This is a genomic window from Streptomyces sp. NPDC054961 (assembly GCF_053609145.1).
This window is the reverse complement of the sequence record NZ_JBSGWY010000055.1, coordinates 1-17,969: the sequence shown is the minus strand read 5'-3', so window position 1 is coordinate 17,969 and position 17,969 is coordinate 1. Positions and strand designations below refer to the sequence as shown.

General features: G+C 73.6%; 14 protein-coding genes. 10 read left to right on the top strand and 4 right to left on the bottom strand.

The window, feature by feature from the left end; all coding sequences use genetic code 11:
* Nucleotides 1-94 precede the first annotated feature (94 nt).
* The 4 genes from ACWF9Z_RS32925 to ACWF9Z_RS32910 all read right to left on the bottom strand — a co-directional run bounded on the left by ACWF9Z_RS32925 (nt 95) and on the right by ACWF9Z_RS32910 (nt 6,023).
* Nucleotides 95-745 carry a hypothetical protein gene (locus tag ACWF9Z_RS32925; RefSeq protein ID WP_453608539.1) on the bottom strand — a complete coding sequence of 217 codons (651 nt, stop codon included), beginning with the start codon at nt 743-745 and terminating at the stop codon, nt 95-97.
* A 118-nt stretch (nt 746-863) separates the two neighbouring features.
* The gene (locus ACWF9Z_RS32920; protein ID WP_453608536.1) at nt 864-3,506 is read right to left on the bottom strand and encodes a glycosyltransferase family 2 protein; all 2,643 of its coding nucleotides are present in this window, start codon (nt 3,504-3,506) and stop codon (nt 864-866) included.
* A gap of 14 nt (nt 3,507-3,520) precedes the next feature.
* Complete coding sequence (locus ACWF9Z_RS32915) at nt 3,521-4,213, bottom strand: GntR family transcriptional regulator (RefSeq protein WP_453608533.1); 693 nt, start codon at nt 4,211-4,213, stop codon at nt 3,521-3,523.
* A gap of 457 nt (nt 4,214-4,670) precedes the next feature.
* Nucleotides 4,671-6,023, bottom strand: coding sequence for an aminotransferase class III-fold pyridoxal phosphate-dependent enzyme (locus ACWF9Z_RS32910; RefSeq protein ID WP_453608530.1), 1,353 nt, complete (start codon nt 6,021-6,023; stop codon nt 4,671-4,673).
* Nucleotides 6,024-6,249: 226 nt separating this feature from the next.
* On the opposite strand from ACWF9Z_RS32910, the gene ACWF9Z_RS32905 reads away from it, so the two are divergent.
* The 10 genes from ACWF9Z_RS32905 (at nt 6,250) to ACWF9Z_RS32860 (ending at nt 17,669) form a co-directional block, all read left to right on the top strand.
* A complete protein-coding gene (locus ACWF9Z_RS32905) occupies nt 6,250-7,002 on the top strand; it encodes a DJ-1/PfpI family protein (RefSeq protein WP_453608607.1) in 753 nt (250 codons plus the stop codon).
* A 463-nt stretch (nt 7,003-7,465) separates the two neighbouring features.
* Nucleotides 7,466-7,987: a MarR family winged helix-turn-helix transcriptional regulator gene (locus tag ACWF9Z_RS32900; RefSeq protein WP_453608604.1), complete on the top strand. Its 522-nt coding sequence runs from the start codon at nt 7,466-7,468 to the stop codon at nt 7,985-7,987.
* 493 nt (nt 7,988-8,480) lie between these two features.
* Nucleotides 8,481-10,229: a serine/threonine-protein kinase gene (locus ACWF9Z_RS32895; protein ID WP_453608527.1), complete on the top strand. Its 1,749-nt coding sequence runs from the start codon at nt 8,481-8,483 to the stop codon at nt 10,227-10,229.
* Nucleotides 10,230-10,299: 70 nt separating this feature from the next.
* A complete protein-coding gene (locus ACWF9Z_RS32890; protein WP_453608524.1) occupies nt 10,300-10,701 on the top strand; it encodes a nuclear transport factor 2 family protein in 402 nt (133 codons plus the stop codon).
* Between the two features lie 319 nt (nt 10,702-11,020).
* Entirely contained in the window at nt 11,021-12,097 is a 1,077-nt protein-coding gene (locus ACWF9Z_RS32885; RefSeq protein ID WP_453608521.1) for an alpha/beta hydrolase, read from the top strand.
* Complete coding sequence (locus ACWF9Z_RS32880; protein WP_453608518.1) at nt 12,084-13,490, top strand: acyltransferase family protein; 1,407 nt, start codon at nt 12,084-12,086, stop codon at nt 13,488-13,490. Before ACWF9Z_RS32885 ends, ACWF9Z_RS32880 begins: the two co-directional genes overlap by 14 nt.
* Entirely contained in the window at nt 13,483-14,931 is a 1,449-nt protein-coding gene (locus ACWF9Z_RS32875) for a sensor histidine kinase (RefSeq protein ID WP_453608515.1), read from the top strand. The genes ACWF9Z_RS32880 and ACWF9Z_RS32875 overlap by 8 nt, the downstream gene beginning before the upstream one ends.
* Complete coding sequence (locus ACWF9Z_RS32870; protein ID WP_453608512.1) at nt 14,928-15,599, top strand: response regulator; 672 nt, start codon at nt 14,928-14,930, stop codon at nt 15,597-15,599. The genes ACWF9Z_RS32875 and ACWF9Z_RS32870 overlap by 4 nt, the downstream gene beginning before the upstream one ends.
* A gap of 88 nt (nt 15,600-15,687) precedes the next feature.
* A complete protein-coding gene (locus tag ACWF9Z_RS32865) occupies nt 15,688-17,013 on the top strand; it encodes a sensor histidine kinase (protein WP_453608509.1) in 1,326 nt (441 codons plus the stop codon).
* Nucleotides 17,010-17,669: a response regulator gene (locus ACWF9Z_RS32860; protein WP_453608506.1), complete on the top strand. Its 660-nt coding sequence runs from the start codon at nt 17,010-17,012 to the stop codon at nt 17,667-17,669. The genes ACWF9Z_RS32865 and ACWF9Z_RS32860 overlap by 4 nt, the downstream gene beginning before the upstream one ends.
* Nucleotides 17,670-17,969: the final 300 nt, after the last annotated feature.

The following is a 17,969-nucleotide window of genomic DNA, read 5'->3' as shown; positions in this document are numbered from 1 at the left end:
CGGGGCGGGGACCGGCTCCGCGCGGGGTGCCCGCATCCGCCCCCGCACGTGCACCGGCACCGGCACCCGGCACCGCCCCGCCGCACGGAACGCGTCAGCTGAAGATGATCATCGAGCCCTGGCCGAGGCTCCGCGTCGCCGCCGCGTGCAGTCCCAGCCACACGTGCCGCTCCCGCGCGAAGGGGCTGTCGTCGTGCGGGATCGGCCCGGCCGGCTCCTCCAGCAACGTCGGCCGCCCCGGTGGCGCCGGCGCCACCGGCGGGTTCCCCGGGTCTATCCCGATCGCGGGAGCGACCACCGCGAGCTCGCGCAGCAGGCCCTGGGCGGAGCCCAGCGGTCCACCGCCGGCCAGCAGCTCCTCGTTCGCCAGCGGCACCGCGAAGTCCACGGGTACGTAGGCGCCCGCGTGGTCGTAGTGCCACACCAGGTGCGACTGCTGCGCCGTCGACTCGAACATCTCCAGGAGCTGCTCGTAGTCCCCGCCCAGCTCGTCCACCGGGGTCACCGGCAGCCCGCAGAGCTGGAGCAGGTAGGCGCGCCGCAGGAAGTGCAGGGCGTCGTAGTCGAAACCGGCCACCGGGGCGACGTCCCCGGAAAGCCCCGGCATGTACGCGAACACCGGCACGGACGGCAGTCCGGCCTCACCCAGCGCCTTGTCGTAGGAGGCGATCTCTTCCGCGAAGGGGTTGTCGGGGCTGTGGCACAGCACGTCGACAAGGGGGACCAGCCACAGGTCACAGGCCACTCGGCCTCCGATCAGTCGATGCCACCGATCGGGCCAGCGTAGTGTGCCGGACACGCTCCGCGAAGGGGTGAGCAGAACCTGGGCCGCACCGCGCGTCCACGGGGCGGGCCGGGAAGCGTCACGGCTCCCCCGGACCCACCCTCCACACCCATGCGTCCAGCACCTTCTCGGGCTGCCGGCCCAGCAGCCCGGTGATCAGCTCGCGCAGTTCCGTGTCCCGGTCCTGCTGCGGCAGGACCAGCGCGCCGGCCTTCCAGTACGCCAGGTCCTGCCGGGCCTGGAGCCGCCACTGCGCGGTGACCTCCGGCGGGGTGGCGCCGTAGCGGACGTCGCGCAGGAGGTTGGAGAGGTGGCGCGGAGAGGCCCCGTAGATGCCGATGCGGTCGGGGCCCCACGGGCCGTTGAAGTAGCCGCCGGCCAGCCGGAAGCCGAAGTCCGCCTCGACCTGCCAGTGCAGCGCGTCCGCCTGTCCCGGGTCCGGCAGCGGGACCGGGACGAGGGCCTCGCCGTCCTTGACGTAGTCCTTCCAGGCCCCGGAGGTGATGAAGGCGGGGACCGGCGCGCGCTCCCGTACGGTCAGCGGCAGCGGCAGGACCGGGATCAGCGCGGCCGCCGCCCCCAGCAGCCCCAGCGTGCGCAGCTCGCGCGTACGCGCCCGCGCGATCCGGTCGAGCGCGAGGGCGAGCAGGATGCCCAGGACGGGGGCGCAGACCATCGCCACGCGCCCCTCGATCACCGACTCGAAGAGCGGCAGCTCGACCATCAGCCGCCAGGGGCCCGGCAGCACGACCTCGGTGCGGGGCACGGGCACCCACGGCCCGAGGGACAGCAGCAGGGTCGCGAACCCGGTGATCGCGAGCGCGCGGACGGCCTTGCTCCGCCACATCCACACGCAGACGGCCACCCCGAAGGCCAGCAGGGGCCAGCCGTAGAAGGCGTTCTGCTCGGTGGTGTTCAGCGAGAGCCGTCCCGCCGTCTCGGGGTCGCCGAACAGGGACCGGGAGGCGTACGCGACCAGGGCGCGCGGGCTGTTCCCGGCGTTGTCCCCGTGCAGGACCGAGTGGTAGCTCTGCGGGCCGAAGAACTGCCAGTACAGCGGGACGATCAGGAGCGGCAGGCAGACGGCGAGGGCGACGGCCAGGCCCGCGCCCAGCGGGCGGGCGGCGGCGAGCGCGCGGCGGTGGTCGACGAGGAGGTAGGCGAGGGAGAAGAGCAGCATGCCGAGCGCCGCGATCAGCAGCGGCTCCTCGCCGATGAAGATCTGGAACGTCGCGAACAGCCCGAGCAGGACGCCGTCGCGGGTCACGCTGCCGCCGCGCCGCGGTGCGCACAGCCGCAGGGCCCGGTCGATGATCAGCGGGATCATGAAGAGGACGACGAAGTTCGGGTGGCCGTTGGCGTGCGAGACCATCGGCGGCGCGAAGGCGGCGAGGGCGCCGCCCGCGGCGGCGGCCCAGCGGCTGCGCACGAAGCGGCGGCGGATCAGCCAGTACCAGGTCCAGGCGCTGGCGGCCATGCCGAGCGTGAGGACGAGGGCGAAGGTGACGGTCGGGCCGAAGAGGAGGGTGACGGGGACGAGCGGGACGTTGAGGCCGAGCATCGTCGCGTTGGCCATCAGGTTCACGCCGTCGGGCATGCCCTGGGAGAGCGTGAAGAACGGATTGCGCAGGTGGGTGATGTTGTCGGTGGTGACTCCGACGAACCACTCCCACTGGTTCTGGTCCTGGAGCGCGTCGGCGAGGTAGGCGCCGTCGAGGTCGGCCCACAGGCCCTGGAAGACGTAGAGGGACAGCGCGAGGAAGACCCCGGCGACGGCGAGTCCGCCGGAGTTCAGGCGCAGCAGCTCGCCGAGCGCGCGGAGCCGGCCGGCCGAGGTGGGACGGGGACGGCGGGGGCGCGGGACGGTGAGGTCGGCGGTGCCGGGGCCGGCGCCGACCGGGACCTCGGCCACCTCCCAGCCCTGGCGGCGGACCCAGCGCAGCACCTCGGCGTCGATGGCCGGGCCGTCGAGGCGGGAGGCGCCGAAGGCGGCGCGGGCGGTGTCGCCGTCGAAGAGGGCGAAGCGGCAGGTGTCGGCGCGGAAGCCCGGTATGCCGGGGATGCCGAGGGCCCGGACGAGGCGGTTCCCCGACCGGCCGAGGACCACGGCGGGCGCGGTGGGCATGCCGGTCGTGGCAGGCGCGGTGGGCATCGCGGACGCGGCGGGCGCGGTGGACCCGGCCTCCTCGGGATGCCCGGAGCCCTCGCCGTCGAGGACTTCGGCGAGGCGGGGCAGCTCGTCGAGCGGCGTCGAGAGCCCGGCGTCGGTGAGCAGCACCCGCCGACCGGCGGAGGCGAGCACCCCGGCGCGCAGCGCGGTGCCCTGGCCGGCGTGGGCGCCGGCCACGCGGACCACCCGGATCCGGGGATCCGCGGCGGATGCGGCCGAGGAGGCCGAGGAGGCGGTGTGGGCATCGGGCGCGGGATCCGGGCGCGCGGGCGCGGCGTCGACGACGAGGATCAGCTCCCAGTCGCCGGGGCCGCGCCCGAGGTGGTCGTCGAGGTGGTCGCGCACGGCGGACACCGTCGCGCGGAGCGCGTCGTGGCGGAGCGGGTCGTGCCGGAGCGGGTCGCGACCGAGCACGTCGTTGCCCGGTGCGGCTCCGGACCCGTCGTCGCCCGGGGCGTCGTAGCCGAGCGCGGGAACGACCACGGAGAGGCCGACGGCTCCGAGCCAGGGCGTCATGGTCTTCGGGGCGCCGGGGGCCGGGCCTGTGCTCACGCCGTTCACTCCACTCACGTGCCGGCCGTCGCGGCCGTCGTCTTCAGGCCCGCGGCCCAGTCCAGGCCGTGCTGGTTGTACGCGTGCACGAGGCGGCGTACCTCCTCGGCATCACTGCGGGTCACCGCTTCGATCAGTTCGTTGTGACCGGCCCACAGTCCGGTGCGCGGGTCGGCCTCGGCCTTCAGGTGGGGCACGGCGAAGACCCAGCACTGCACGCGGATCCGGTGCAGGAACTCGGAGATGTACGTGTTGCCGACCAGCCCGCTCAGCTCCCTCCAGAAGCGCAGGTCGTAGCCGATCAGCACGTCGAGCGAGCCCGTCAGTGCGGCGCGCTGCGCCTCCTCCGCCCGTCGGCGTACCGAGACCAGCCGTTCGGCCGTGCCGGGAGCGGTGCCCCGTTCGACGATGCGGCGGAAGATGCCTTCCACGATCAGCGTTCGAGCCTCGATCATGCCCCGGAAATCGGCTACGGAGAAGACGCGGACGCGGAAGCCGCGGTGCTGCACGGAGTCGAGCAGGCCCTGCGCGGAGAGGTCGACGAGGGCCTCGCGGACGGGGGTCGCGGAGACCTCGTACTGCTCCGCTATCTGCTTCACGGTGAATTCGGTCCCGGCCGGCAGACGTCCCGCGAGCACCTCGTCACGCAGCGCGTCCGCGATCTGCTGGCGAAGTGTGTTCCGGGTGACAGCGCCGCTGCCTGCCATAGGGGTCCGTCTCCATCTGTGGGCTTGGGACACCTTAGGCCAGGCAGCAAGGCCGAAACCGTTCGGTTTGTGGTCGCTCTATGGACTTAACGCCCGATATTCGGACGGAGGACCCGGCCTGTTCTTGATCGCTCACCCGGGAGCCAGGTCCGGTCGGACAGGCCGGATCGGCCGGATCGGCCGGGCGGGATCGTTTCGGCTGGTCGGGGGCCGACCGCGGAAACCCCTGGTCGGGAGCCGACCAGGGGAACCGGGCAGGGGAGGACGGTGACGGGGCGGCGGCCGGACGGCGGCCGGACGACGGCCGGGCGTTCGATCGGCCGCCGTCCGGCTCAGGCCTCGGGCCGTCGGCCGGACGGCCCGACGGGGCCGACGGGGCCGACGGGGCCGACGGGGCCGACGGGGCCGACGGGGCGTCAGGCTGTCCGGCACGTCAGGCCGTCCGGCACGTCAGACGTCAGGCCGAGACGTGCCGGTCGGCGACGGTCAGGGCCTCGTCCAGCAGGGCCAGGCCCTCCTTCAGCTCCGCTTCCGCGATGTTGCACGGAGGGACCACGTGGGTGCGGTTCATGTTGACGAAGGGCCAGAGGCCCGACGCCTTGCAGGCGGCGGCGAATTCGGCCATCGGCGCGTTGTCGGCTCCGGCGGCGTTGTAGGGGACGAGCGGCTCGCGCGTCTCGCGGTCCCGTACGAGTTCCAGTGCCCAGAAGGTGCCCAGACCCCGCACCTCGCCGATCGAGGGGTGACGCTCCGCCAGCTCGGCGAGGGCCGGGCCGATCACGTTCTCACCGAGGTGGGCGGCGTGCTCGACGATGCCCTCCTCCTCCATGGTGTTGATCGTCGCGACGGCGGCGGCGCAGGCCAGCGGGTGACCGGAGTACGTGAGCCCGCCCGGGTAGGGGCGTGTGGCGAAGGTCTCGGCGATCTCGGCGGAGATCGCGACGCCGCCGAGCGGGACGTAGCCGCTGTTGACGCCCTTGGCGAAGGTGATCAGGTCGGGGGTGACGCCCCAGTTGTCGGCGGCGAACCACTTGCCGGTCCGGCCGAATCCCGACATGACCTCGTCCATGATGAAGACGATGCCGTAGCGGTCGCAGAGCTCGCGCACGCCCGCCAGGTAGCCGGGCGGCGGGGTCATGATCCCGGCGGTGCCCGGGACGGACTCCAGGATGATCGCGGCGATGGTCGCCGGCCCCTCGAAGGCGATGGTGTCGGCGAGGTGGGTGAGCGCGCGGGCGCACTCCTCGGCCTCCGTGGTCGCGTGGAACGCCGAGCGGTAGAGGTACGGCCCCCAGAAGTGCACGACGCCGGCGGCGGCGGTGTCGGAGGGCCAGCGGCGCGGGTCGCCGGTCAGGTTGATCGCGGCGGCGGTGGCTCCGTGGTACGAGCGGTACGTGGACATCACCTTCTGCCGGCCCGTGTGCAGACGGGCCATGCGGACGGCGTTCTCGACGGCCTCGGCGCCGCCGTTGGTGAAGAAGATCTTGTCGAGGTCGCCGGGGGTCCGCTGCGCGATGAGGCGTGCGGCCTCGGAGCGGACGTCGACGGCGAAACCGGGGGCCAGGGTGCAGAGCGTGGCCGCCTGCTCCTGGATCGCGGCGACGACCTTGGGGTGCTGGTGACCGATGTTGGTGTTGACCAGCTGGGAGGCGAAGTCGAGGTAGCGCTTGCCGTCGTAGTCCCAGAAGTACGACCCCTCGGCTTTGGCCACGGCGAGCGGGTCGATCAGGGCCTGGGCGGACCAGGAGTGGAAGACGTGAGCGCGATCGGCGGCCTTGACGGCGGCGCCCGGGGTGACGTGAGGGGTCATGCGGTCACGCTAGAAGTGCGCAGGTGGGGAGGGATATCGGCGGACTGTATGGGGGTGGGGGGCGGGTCTCGGCAGTCTGTATGGGCGCGGGGCGGCTCCGGCGGGGCGCGACGACTCCGACAGGGAGATGATTGACAGCAAGCTGTCATCATGCCAGCCTACTGTCATGAGCCGGGAACGGAACGGTCAAGGGCACGGCACGGCGGCGGCACCGGAGGCGAGCACGATGAGCGAGACGCAGCGCGAGACGCAGGGCGACACGGGAATCCGGGCGGGGACCCGAACGGCAACGGAGACCGGGACCGGTACCGAGGCTGGGACTGAAACCGGGACCGGGACCGGGGCCCCGCGCGGGGCGGAGCAGCGCCCGGTGGTCCACGTGGCCGTCTACGACACCTACGCCGACTGGGAGACGGGCCACACCACCGCGCACCTCACCCAGCGCGGCTACGAGGTCCGTACGGTCGGCTTCGCCGCCGGCCGGCCCGTGACCACCATGGGCGGCATCCGCATCCAGCCCGACCTGGCCCTGGCGGACCTTCGCCCCGAGGACTCGGCGCTGCTCATCCTGACCGGCGCCTCCCTGTGGGACACGGGGGACGAGCTGGCCCCCTTCGCGGCGAAGGCCGCGGAGTACCTGGCCGCCGGGGTCCCGGTCGCCGCCATCTGCGGAGCGACGGCCGGTCTGGCCCGGGCGGGCGTCCTGGACGGCCGCGCCCACACCAGCGCGGCCCCCTTCTACCTCGACGGCCAGCCGGGCTACGCGGGCGCCGCGCACTACGTGGAAACCGACGCGGTCACGGACGGCGATCTGATCACGGCGGGCCCGACGGAACCGGTGGCCTTCGCCCGCGAGGTCTTCGCCCGCCTCGGGGTGTACCAGCCGGAGGTCCTCGACGCGTGGTACCGCCTGTTCCACGACTCGGACGCGAGCGCGTACCCGGTCCTGATGGCGGCATCCGAGTCGGGCGATGCGTAACTCTCCGCCGCGGCCGTCGGACACCCCGGCAGGAGCCGGGGCCGCTGACGGGGCCGCCGACGGGGCGGGAGCGGGAACTCAAGTCGGAACGGTCGAAGCCGTGGCGGCGGCAACGTCCGGAGCCGCGGCCGCCGGGACCGGGGCCGGGACCGAGGCCGAGGCCGAGGCCGAGGCCGAGGCCGAGGCCGAGGCCAGCGGGAGCGAAGCCGCCGGGACCGGGTCCGAAGGGCGAACCGGAACGGCTGGCGCCTTGGCGGCGGCAACGTCCGGAGCCGCGGCCGCCGGGACCGGGGCCCGCGGGAGCGTAGCTGCCGGGGCTGAGGCCGGCGTCGGCGCCGAAGCGGGAGCCGGAACGGTCGGCGCCGTGGCCGCGGCAACGCCCGGGGCCACGGCCGCCGGGGGCAGGGCCGACGCCAGCGGGAGCGAAGCCGCCGAGTCCGTAGCCGGCCGGACCGGGGCAGAGATCCTCCCAGCGGAGGCCGTCGCGGCCCCCTCACCCGAAGGGGTCGCCACCACCCGAGTCCGGCAGGACCTCCTGAGCCACACCGCCCTCGGGGTGTTCCGCCTCAACGGCCAGTTCCTCGCCGTGTCCGAAGAGCTCGCCCGCCCGGCAGGGCTGACCGCGGCCTGGTGGCAAGTGCTCGGCGCCGTGCTCCACGAGCCGCTCCCCGTCGCCGGCATCGCCCGTGCCATGGGCATCACCCGGCAGAGCGTCCAGCGCATCGCCGACCTGCTGGCCGCCAAGGGCCTCGCCGAGTACGTGCCGAACCCGGCCCACCGCCGGGCGAAGCTCCTGCGCCCCACGGAAGCCGGCCGTGTCGCCATCGCCCGGATCGGCCCTGGCCACGCCACCCTCGCCACCCTCCTCGCGGAGGCCTTGGGCGACGACGCCTTCGCCGAAACGGTCCACGTCCTGCAACGCCTGTCGGCCGCCCTGGACACGTTGCCGCCCGTACTGGACTCGCCTGGCCCACCTGACCACTAGGGACTTCGCCCGGCCCGGCTGGCGGGGCCGCGGTTCGTGACGGCCCGGTTCGTGACGGCCCCGGCTGGTGCGGCCGCTGCTCGTGACGGCCGGGCTGTTTACCGGCCCGGCTCGACGGCGTCCGACTGATGGGGCCGCTCCTCATGCCGCCCCAGCTCGTCACGACCCAGCTGGTGCGGCCGCCGCTCGTGACGTCCCCGCTGGCGAGCGCCTGGCCGGTGTGGCCGCAGCTCGTGACGGCCCGGCTGCTGGCGGCCCGGCTCAGGACCGCACCGCTCATGACGGCGCGACACCTCGGGCCGGGATGGTGTCGTCCGCCACCGGGCTGCCCCGCCGACGCCACCGCTGCGCCGGGGCAGCCCCCGAGCCCGCGCACCGCCCGCTCGCGTCCCCGTATCTCCGCCAGCCGCCATTCCCCCGGCGCCCACACCCCCGCCCCGACCCGCGCACTATTGTCTTCCCCGGCGCGTCCCAGGGGGAGGACCAACCCGTCATGGAACCACTGCACCCGCGGGACCCACAGCGCATCGGTCCCTACCGTCTGCTCGCCCGCCTCGGCTCCGGCGGCATGGGCCAGGTCTACCTCGCCCGCGCCGACCACGGACTCGGCGCCACCGACCCCGGCATCGGCTCCGGCAGCCGCAGCCGCAGCCCCGGACGCGGACCCGGCCCCCGCCCCACCGAGGCCCACCCCGGCACGCACCCGGCCCCCGACGCCGACCGCGGTGGCCACGTCGACGACCGCACCGGCGACCGCACCGGCGACCACGCCGACGGCCACACCGCCGCCGTCAAGCTCATCCACCCCCGCCTCGCCGCGCAGCCCGACTTCCGCACCCGCTTCCGCCGCGAGGTGGCCGCCGCCCGGCTCGTCGGCGGAGCCTGGACCGCGCCCGTCCTCGACGCCGACCCCGACGCGGAGATCCCCTGGCTGGCCACCGCCTACATCCCCGGGCCGAGCCTGCGCCAAGCCGTCGGCCGCGACTTCGGCCGACTGCCGACCGGCTCCGTACGGGTGCTCGCGCGGGGACTCGCGTACGCCCTCCAGGACATCCACCGCGCCGGACTCGTCCACCGCGACCTGAAGCCCGGCAACATCCTGCTCACCCCCGACGGCCCCCGCGTCATCGACTTCGGCATAGCCCGGACCCTGGCGGCCACCGCCGACCCCGCCCTCACCCAGACCGGCGAACTCCTCGGCTCTCCCGGCTTCCTCGCTCCCGAGCAGATCCACGGCACGCCCGCGACCCCGGCCTGTGACGTCTTCGGCCTGGGCGCGGTCCTCGCCTACGCCGCCACCGGGCGGCTGCCCTTCGGGGACGCCGAGCAGCCCGGCGGCGTCGCGGCGCTCCTGCTGCGCATCGCCGAAGCGGAACCGGACTTGGGCGACGTGGCACCCGAACTGCGTGACCTCGTACGGGATTGCCTGCGCAAGGAGCCGGCCGCGCGGCCCACACCCGCCGAGGTGCTCGCCCGGGTCGGCGCCGACGGATGGACCGCGCCGGATCCGTGGCTCCCCGAGCCGTTGACCGCTCGCCTCGGGCAGCAGGCCGCGGACCGGCTCGACCCCGCCGCCGCGGTCCCGGACCGCCCCACGCCCGTGGTCGCCTACCGAACGGAGGGCGCCCCGGACACGCAACCGCCCACGTCACGGCCGCCGGGAGCGGAACCGGCGCCCGCACCGCGACCGGGCCGCCGCTCCGCGTCGTCGTTCGCCTCCACCGCCTTCCTCCTCGCCGTCGCCGGTGTCGTCGCCGTCGCGGCGGGCGGCACGGTGTACACCGTCATGAACGGCAACGACCCTGCCTCCGGCGCCCCTTCCGCCACAGGAACCACGGGCGGCACAGGAGCGGACCGAGCGGACGGAGCGGACGGAGCGGACGGAGCGGCAGAGTCCACCGGCCCCTCCGCCCTCCCCGCCCGGCTTCCCGAGGCCTTCGCCGGTACGTGGCGCACCACCAGGGGCGCCCAGACCTGGCGGCTCACCCTCACCCCCGGCGCGGGCGACTCCCCCGTCATGTCCCTGACCGTCCAGGCCCCGGGCCTCGCCTGCTCCTGGACTGCTCCCCTGCGCGAGGCCACCTCCGACACGGTCGGGCTGGAGACCTCCACCGTCACCTCCGGCACTCCGCCGACCTGCACGCCCGGGGGCCGCAGCACGCTGCGCCTGCTGCCCGACGGCACGCTGGTGCGGGAACTCGAGGACGGTCCCGGCGCGGCGCTGTCCTACCGCCGGGAGTAATTATTTCGATGTCAATAAGCCTGTGGGCAAAGCTTGTTGCATCCGTCAGTCCCACCGCACACTGCGGCACATGGAGCCGTCGAAGGTAGTGGCACAACTGTGGGAGCGGATCGAGGCCCGCGACTGGGACGGGGTGGCCGCACTGATCGCCGAGGACGCGGTGATCGAATGGCCGGTCAGCGGTGAACGCATCGTCGGACGGGACAACTTCCTCGCCGTCATCAGCGATGACGACTACACGGACGAGAGCACCGTGGACGTCCTGCGGATCCTCGTGGACGGCGACCTCGTGGTCACGGAGGTGGAGATACCTCAGGACCACGTCGTCTACCGCGCCGTCTCGTGGTGGACCGTGCGGGACGGCGAGATCGTGGGCGCCCGGGAGTACTGGACCAGCCCCGGCCAGGACCCGGCCCCCCGCTGGCGCGCTGGCTACGTGGAACCCATCGCCGCATCCCTGTCCGCGGACTGACGCGGCGACAGCCGTGCGCCGGCGGGGCATCGGCAGGCCGCCCACGGAGGCGTCAGCAGGGGCCACCAGTGCGCCGGTAGGACGTCAGCAGTCCGCCGGCGGCGCAGGAGCCCGTGACACGAGGGCCGTTGCGTGCGCGAGGGCGCCGACGCATCGGTGCGGCCATTGTTTCCGGCGTCCGGGTAGTCCCCGTCATACCTGAGAGCTACGTGGAAAGGCCGCTCTCCAGCGGGACGCCGACCATGGGCTCTCCTTCCTAATTTCGTGACCAGAGAAGAACGCAGCACCGCCCCTCTGGCACGAACGAAGGAAGCGACCCATGTCCCGCCGCCTCACCGCACGTCCCGACGGCCGCCACCGCGGCCGTCCGCGCCGCACGCTGCTGGCCGGGCTCGTCGCCGCGGCGGTCGTGTTCCCCGTTTCCGCCGCCGCCTCCCCCCATGTCCCCGCCCCCGCACCCGCGGTGCTCGGTGAAGATCTCTCCCTCCCCGCCCGGTACGCCGCCCACCTCGGGAACCTCGCCGAGGCGACGCGCATGGCCCAGGACGCCGGCCGCACGGGACGCGCCGGGAAGCTCCGGGCGATGGCCGCTGACGGCCGCGCCCGCTTCCTCGCCTTCGACGGCCGCGGCAAGGGACGCGCGACAGAGGTGTTCGGCGACCTGGAGACCGCGGACCGGGTCACGGTCCTGGTCCCCGGGTCGGACACCACTCTGGACACCTATCAGCGCTTCCGCGCCGGGGCCGTCGCCCTGCAGCAGCGGCTCCAGGCCGAGCACAGCCGCTCCGCCGTGGTCGCCTGGCTCGGGTACGACACTCCTGGGACGGTCAGCACGACCGTCCTGACCACCGGCCGCGCGGACGAGGCCGCCGCCGAACTCGGGCCCTTCCTGGCCCGCTTGGAGCGGATGACCGTCCCGGACACCCGGCTCTCGCTCCTCTGCCACTCCTACGGATCCGTGGTCTGCGCCCGCACCGAGACCGGCCCCAAGGTCACCGACATCGCCCTGTTCGGCAGTCCGGGTACGGGATCCGACTCCGTCGCCGAGCTGCCGACCCGCGCCCGGGTCTGGGCCGGCCGGGGAGCCGGCGACTGGATCGGGGGCGTCCCGCACGTGCGCCTCGGCGGCCTCGGCTTCGGCACCGACCCGGTGGACCCGGCCTTCTGCGCGCAGCCCTTCGCGGCCGGCCCCGGCGGGCACAGCGACTACCTCAAGCCGGGCACCGAGTCCCTGAACAGCCTGGCCTCGATCGTGCTCGGCACCGCACCGGCGGCGCCCACCGCACCGGCGGCGCCCACGGCACCGCGGCCCACCTCCACGACGACCGCCTCCACGACCACCGCTTCCACAGAGACCGCCACCACCGCCCCGGAGGCCTCCCGTGCGTCCGCGTAAGCTCACCGCCCGCTGGTCCGCCCTCGCGGACCGCATCGACGCCGGCACCCCCGCCCACCGGGACAGGACCGTGGACGCCCTGCGGGCCTTCGCCATCCTCGGCGTGGTGCTCGGCCACTGGCTGGTCACCGCCCTGACGGCCGCCGACGGCGGCCTCCGCACCGCCAGTCCACTCAGCCACATGAGCGCACTGGCCCCCGTCTCCTGGGTGTTCCAGACCCTGGCCGTCTTCTTCCTGGTCGGCGGACATGTCGCCGCCCAGGGGTACGCGTCGGCGCGCGGGCGGGGAGTCTCCTACGGCCGGTGGATCGCGCAGCGGCTGAGCCGGCTGTTCCGGCCGGTCGCCGCCGTCCTCGTCCTGTGGACGGTCGCGGCCGGCGGGATGCTGCTCGGCGGGGTCGGGACGGACACCGTCCACACGTTGCTCAAGCTCGTCCTCTCCCCCCTCTGGTTCCTCCTCGTCTTCGCCGTGCTCACCGCCGCCACCCCGCTCGTGACGCGGCTCAGCCCCGTGTGGCCGCTGGCCGTGGTGGCCGTGGTCGACGTCTGGCGCTTCGGTCTCGGCGGACCCGAGTGGATCGGCTGGGTCAATGTGGCCGCCGGCTGGCTGGTGCCTTACACCCTGGGCGCCGCCTGGTCCCGGGGTGCGTTCACCCGGCGTGTCCCGGCCGCCCTGCTGCTGGGCGGCGCGGTCGCCGCGACCGCGGCGCTGATCGTCTGGGGCGGGTATCCGGCGTCCATGGTGGGCGTTCCGGGTGCCGCCCTGTCGAACCTGAACCCGCCGACGCTCGCCGCCGTCGCGTTCGGCCTGGCCCAGTGCGGGCTGGCACTGCTGCTGCGGGAGCCGCTGGCCCGGGTGATGGGCCGCCCGCGGGCCTGGGCGAAGGTGGCCCTGGTGAACCTGTCCGCCATGACGATCTTCCTATGGCACCAGACGGCGATGATGGCCGTCACCTCGCTGGGGCTGCTGGTCTCCACGGACCTGCCCGGACTGCACACGGCGCCCGCCGCCCCGGAGTGGATCTTCGCCCGGCTGCTGTGGCTGCCGGTGTTCGCCGCCGCGCTGGCCGTCTGCTGGGCGGCCTTCCGGACCTACGAACTGGCCGGCCACCGCGGCAAGGGCCCTACCCGGCAGGGAACTTCCGGCGCTCCGGCGACCCCCTCGAGGATCGTCGCCAGGTCCGTGCCGACCGCCGGGAAGAGCGCCCCCGCGGACGTCCCCGCGGATCCCACCGCAGCCCCCTCCGCAGCCCCCTCTACCGCCCCGGCCGTCGCCCCGCCCGCCGACCCGTCCGCTGCCCTTGCCACCCCCCTTACCCCCGCCCCCGCCATCGCCGGCCCCGCCGCGGTCACCGGCACGGTGGCCGCCCCCCAGGAGAAGGCCCATGCCTAGGCTGAGCGACGTGAACGAGCAGAGCGGGCTTCCGGCACCACGTGCAGGCACGGTCAGGACCGAGGAGGCGGAGGGGTTCGCCGATCGCCGCGCCAGGGTCTCGGCCCTGGTGCGCGGTGTGGTCCGCGACCTGCTCGACCTGAAGTCCGATCCACTGCCGAAGATGTCCCGGCCCCGCTGGCTGGCCTGGCTCCCGCATGTGGCGCTCGGCTACCTGGGAGTGCTCTTCCTCTTCCTCACCAAAGCGCAGCTCAGTGACAACTACGAGGTCCACGGCGTTGCCCGTGAGGTGCCGTCGGTCCTGGTCGGCGCGGCAGTGCTGATCGCCATACGGCGGCCGATGGCCGGGTACTGGATCGGCCTGATCGCGGCGGCCCAGGTCGCCTGGTCCATCCACGACCACGTCGAGCCGGGCCAGAGCTGGCCCTGGACGCCCGCCGGGATCTTCACCTTCGCCCCGGTGCTGCTGCTGGTCGCCCTGCGCGTGCCGCCCCGGGTCACCATCGGCGCCGTCTTCTTCGTCGCCGCCGGTACGGGACTGGCCGAGGCCCTGTTCCGACCCGACCACAGCACCACCAGCGCGGCCGGTGTCGTCCTCCTCTTCGCGTTCACCGGACTCCTCGGCTACGCCCTGCGCGCGATGCGCACGGCCCGCACGAAGCTGGTCGAGCAGGAGACCCTGACCGAGGCCGAGCGCGCCCAGCGCACCTTGCTCGAGGAGCGCAGCCGGATCGCCCGCGAACTGCACGACGTCGTCGCGCACCACATGTCGGTGATCTCCATCCAGGCACAGGTGGCTCCGCACCTCGTGGAGAACCCGTCCGAGGAGCTCAAGGAGAACCTCGCGGGCATCCGCGCCAACGCGCTGGAGGCCCTGACCGAGCTGCGCCGCGTCCTGGGCGTACTGCGGTCCGAGCACCCGGACGATCCGGCCGGTCCGCACCATCCGCAGCCCACGCTGGGCGAGCTGGACGGGCTCGTGGACAACGTGCGGGCGGCCGGACTGGATGTCACCACCGAGGTCGCGGGCATCCGGCGGCCGCTGGCCCCGGGCGTGGAACTCACCGCGTACCGCATCGTCCAGGAGGCGCTGAGCAACTGCCTTCGCCACGCGCCCGGTTCCCACGTGGAGGTCGGCATCGCCTACGGTCCGCGCGATCTGCACCTGTGCGTGGCCAACACCGCGCCCACCCGGCCGGCGCCCCCGTCGCCCGGTGCGGGGCACGGGCTGCTCGGCATGCGGGAGCGAGCGGGCATGCTGGGGGGCGAACTGGCCGCCGGCCCACGTCCCGGCGGAGGGTACGAGGTGAGCGCCGTTCTCCCGACGGATCTGGTGGAACCGGGCTCCACCGGCTCGGCGACCCTCCCGGAGCAGCCCGGCCCGAAACAGCCCGTCGCGAAGCAGCCCGCCCCGAAGCACGATGTGAAGAAGGAAGCATGACTGCGCCGATCAAGGTGATGATCGCCGACGACCAGATGATGGTCCGGCAGGGTTTCACCGTGCTGCTCAACGCCCAGCCCGACATAGAGGTCGTCGGCCAGGCCGTCGACGGCGCCGAGGCCGTCGCGAAGGTGACCGAGCTGGCTCCGGACGTGGTCCTGATGGACATCCGCATGCCCGGCATGGGCGGCATCGAGGCCACGTCCCTGATCACGGGCACCCCCGGTTCCTCGGTGAAGGTGCTGGTGCTCACCACCTTCGACCTCGACGAGTACGTCTACGAGGCGCTGCGCGCCGGCGCCTCGGGGTTCCTCCTCAAGGACGCCTCGGCGGATCAGCTGGCGGAGGCGGTCCGGGTGATCGCGGCCGGTGAGGCGCTCCTCGCGCCGAACATCACCAGGCGTCTGATCACCGAGTTCTCCCGGCTGGGGGCCCCTCGGGCACCCTCGAAGACGCGGATCGAGGAGCTGACGGAGCGGGAGACGGAGGTGCTGTCCCTGGTCGCCCAGGGCATGTCGAACGCGGAGATCGCCCAGCACCTGGTCCTGGCCGAGCAGACGGTGAAGACGCACGTGGGCCGGATCCTGGTGAAGCTGGGCCTGCGGGACCGCACCCAGGCCGCGGTGTTCGCGTACGAGACGGGTCTGATCCGTCCGACGGGCTACTGAGGCGCCCCGGTAGTACTTGAGGGGGACCCTGGGATATCCCCTTCAGCGGCGACGCGGACGAGGGCGCGGCGCGCCTACCGTGGGGACCATGACCGAGACGACCTCCGGGGCGACCCCCCGGGCACCCGAGATGCGGCTGGCTTCGGGCCTGATGCAGGGCTTGCGCCAGGACCTGATCACCGATGCCTTCGCCTACCGTCCGCTGCCCCCGATGCGCACGGACGGGCCGCTGACCCGGCGGCTCCCGAAGCGGATACGCGCCGAGGTGGTCTACCTGCCGCACGCGGCGGTGTTGGTGTTCGCGTTCTTCGTGGTCACCTTCACCTCCGTCGCCGGCAACCTGTCTCAGGCCAATGGCCTGGTGATGGGGCTCATGGCGGCCGCCCCGGTCGCGATGACCCTGGTGCGGCCCGTGGGAGCGTTCTGGGCCGCCGTCGCCGTCACCCTGGTCTCCTCGGTCGTCAACGCGTGGGATGTCAACTGGCCCTGGGCGCCGGCCACGTTCGTCTCGTACCTCGCGACGGTGACCATCGTGGCGATGCGGACCAGGCCACGGACCGCCGGCTGGATGTGGCTGGTCACGCTGGCGGTCGGCGTCGGAACGACCGTCGTGCTCGGCCACGGTCAGCCCCTCAACATCGGCCCGATGGCCTTCCTGTCGGCCATCTCCCTGCTGACGGTCAGCATCCGCAACATCCGCAAGCAGGCGGAGCAGCAGGTCACCGCGCAGCAGGAGGTCACGGCCGTCGAGCGGGACCGGCGGACGCTGCTGGAGGAGCGGACGACGATCGCGCGGGAGCTGCACGACGTGGTCGCCCACCACATGTCCGTGGTGGCCATCCAGGCGGAGGCCGCGCCCTACCGCGTGAAGAATCCTCCGCCGGAGCTGGAAGCGGCGTTCGTCACCATCCGGGAGAACGCGGTGGCGGCCCTGACGGAACTGCGCCGGGTGCTGGGCGTGGTCCGCTCCGCGGACTACGAGGCGCCCGACGCCCCGCAGCCGACGCTGGCCTCGCTGGACGGGCTGCTGGCCAATGTGCGGGAGGCCGGTCTGAGCGTGGACAAGACGGTGACGGGCGCGGTGCGGGAGCTGCCGCCGGGCGTCGAGCTGTCGGCGTACCGCATCATCCAGGAGGCCCTGAGCAACGCCCTGCGCCACGCGCCGGGCGCGGAGGCCGGGGTCGAGGTGTCCTACGTACTGGGCGGGTTGGGCATACGCGTGGTCAACGGGGCGGCGACGGGGGACGTACGGCCCTCGCCGGGAGCCGGTCAGGGGATCACAGGGATGCGCGAGCGGGTGGCCATGCTGGAAGGCGAGATGACGGCCGGCGAGACGGCCGCCGGTGGGTACGAGGTGGCGGTGTTCATACCCGTGCCGACCAGTCGCCCGGAGACGTCGAAGGAGCCGGCATGACGATCAGGGTGCTGATCGTCGACGACCAGATGATGGTCCGGGAGGGGTTCTCCGTCCTCTTGAACGCGATGGAGGGCATCGAGGTCGTCGGTGAGGCGGTGAACGGGCGGGAGGCCCTCACGCAGGTCGCGGCGCTCAGGCCGGACGTGGTGCTGATGGACATCCGGATGCCGGAGATGAACGGCCTGGAGGCGACCCGGGAGATCGTGGCCGCCGACACGGACGCGAAGGTGCTGGTCCTGACGACCTTCGACCTCGACGAGTACGTGTACCAGGCCCTGCGGGCCGGGGCCTCCGGGTTCCTCCTCAAGGACGCCTCCGCCCGCCAACTGGCCGACGGGGTACGGGTGGTGGCCGCAGGTGAGGCGCTGCTCGCCCCCTCGGTGACGAAGCGGCTGATCACCGAGTTCTCGAAGCTCTCGGAGACCCGGCTGTTCACCCATGCCACGGGGGTCGGCGAGCTGACCGAGCGGGAGACCGAGGTGCTGGTGCTGATCGCGCAGGGCCTGTCCAACGCGGAGATTGCGGACCGTCTGATCATCGCCGAGTCCACGATCAAGACGCACGTGAGCCGGATCCTGGTGAAGCTGGGCCTGCGCGACCGGACCCAGGCGGCGGTGTTCGCGTACGAGGCGCGGCTGGTGATCCCGGCCTGAGCACCGGGGGCAGCTCCACGCCCCCGCAGCCTCCCGGGAGGTCGCACCGGGCCGGGTCCGGCGGTTCGGCCGGCGCCCGCCACCGGGCCGGTGCCAGCCGCCTGGCCGACGCCCGCCACCGGGTCGGTGCCCGGCGCCGGGCAAGGCCCGGTCGGGCAGGGTGCCCGTTCCGCACCTCCACCTCCCGAAAAGTTGTCCACAGCTGTGGACAACTTTTAGAGTGGCGGAATTAACGGGCGCAACTCCGAACAAAGCGGCGGCGCAGCGCCGGCAACCCCCCCGCGGCGTAAAGCGCCGCCC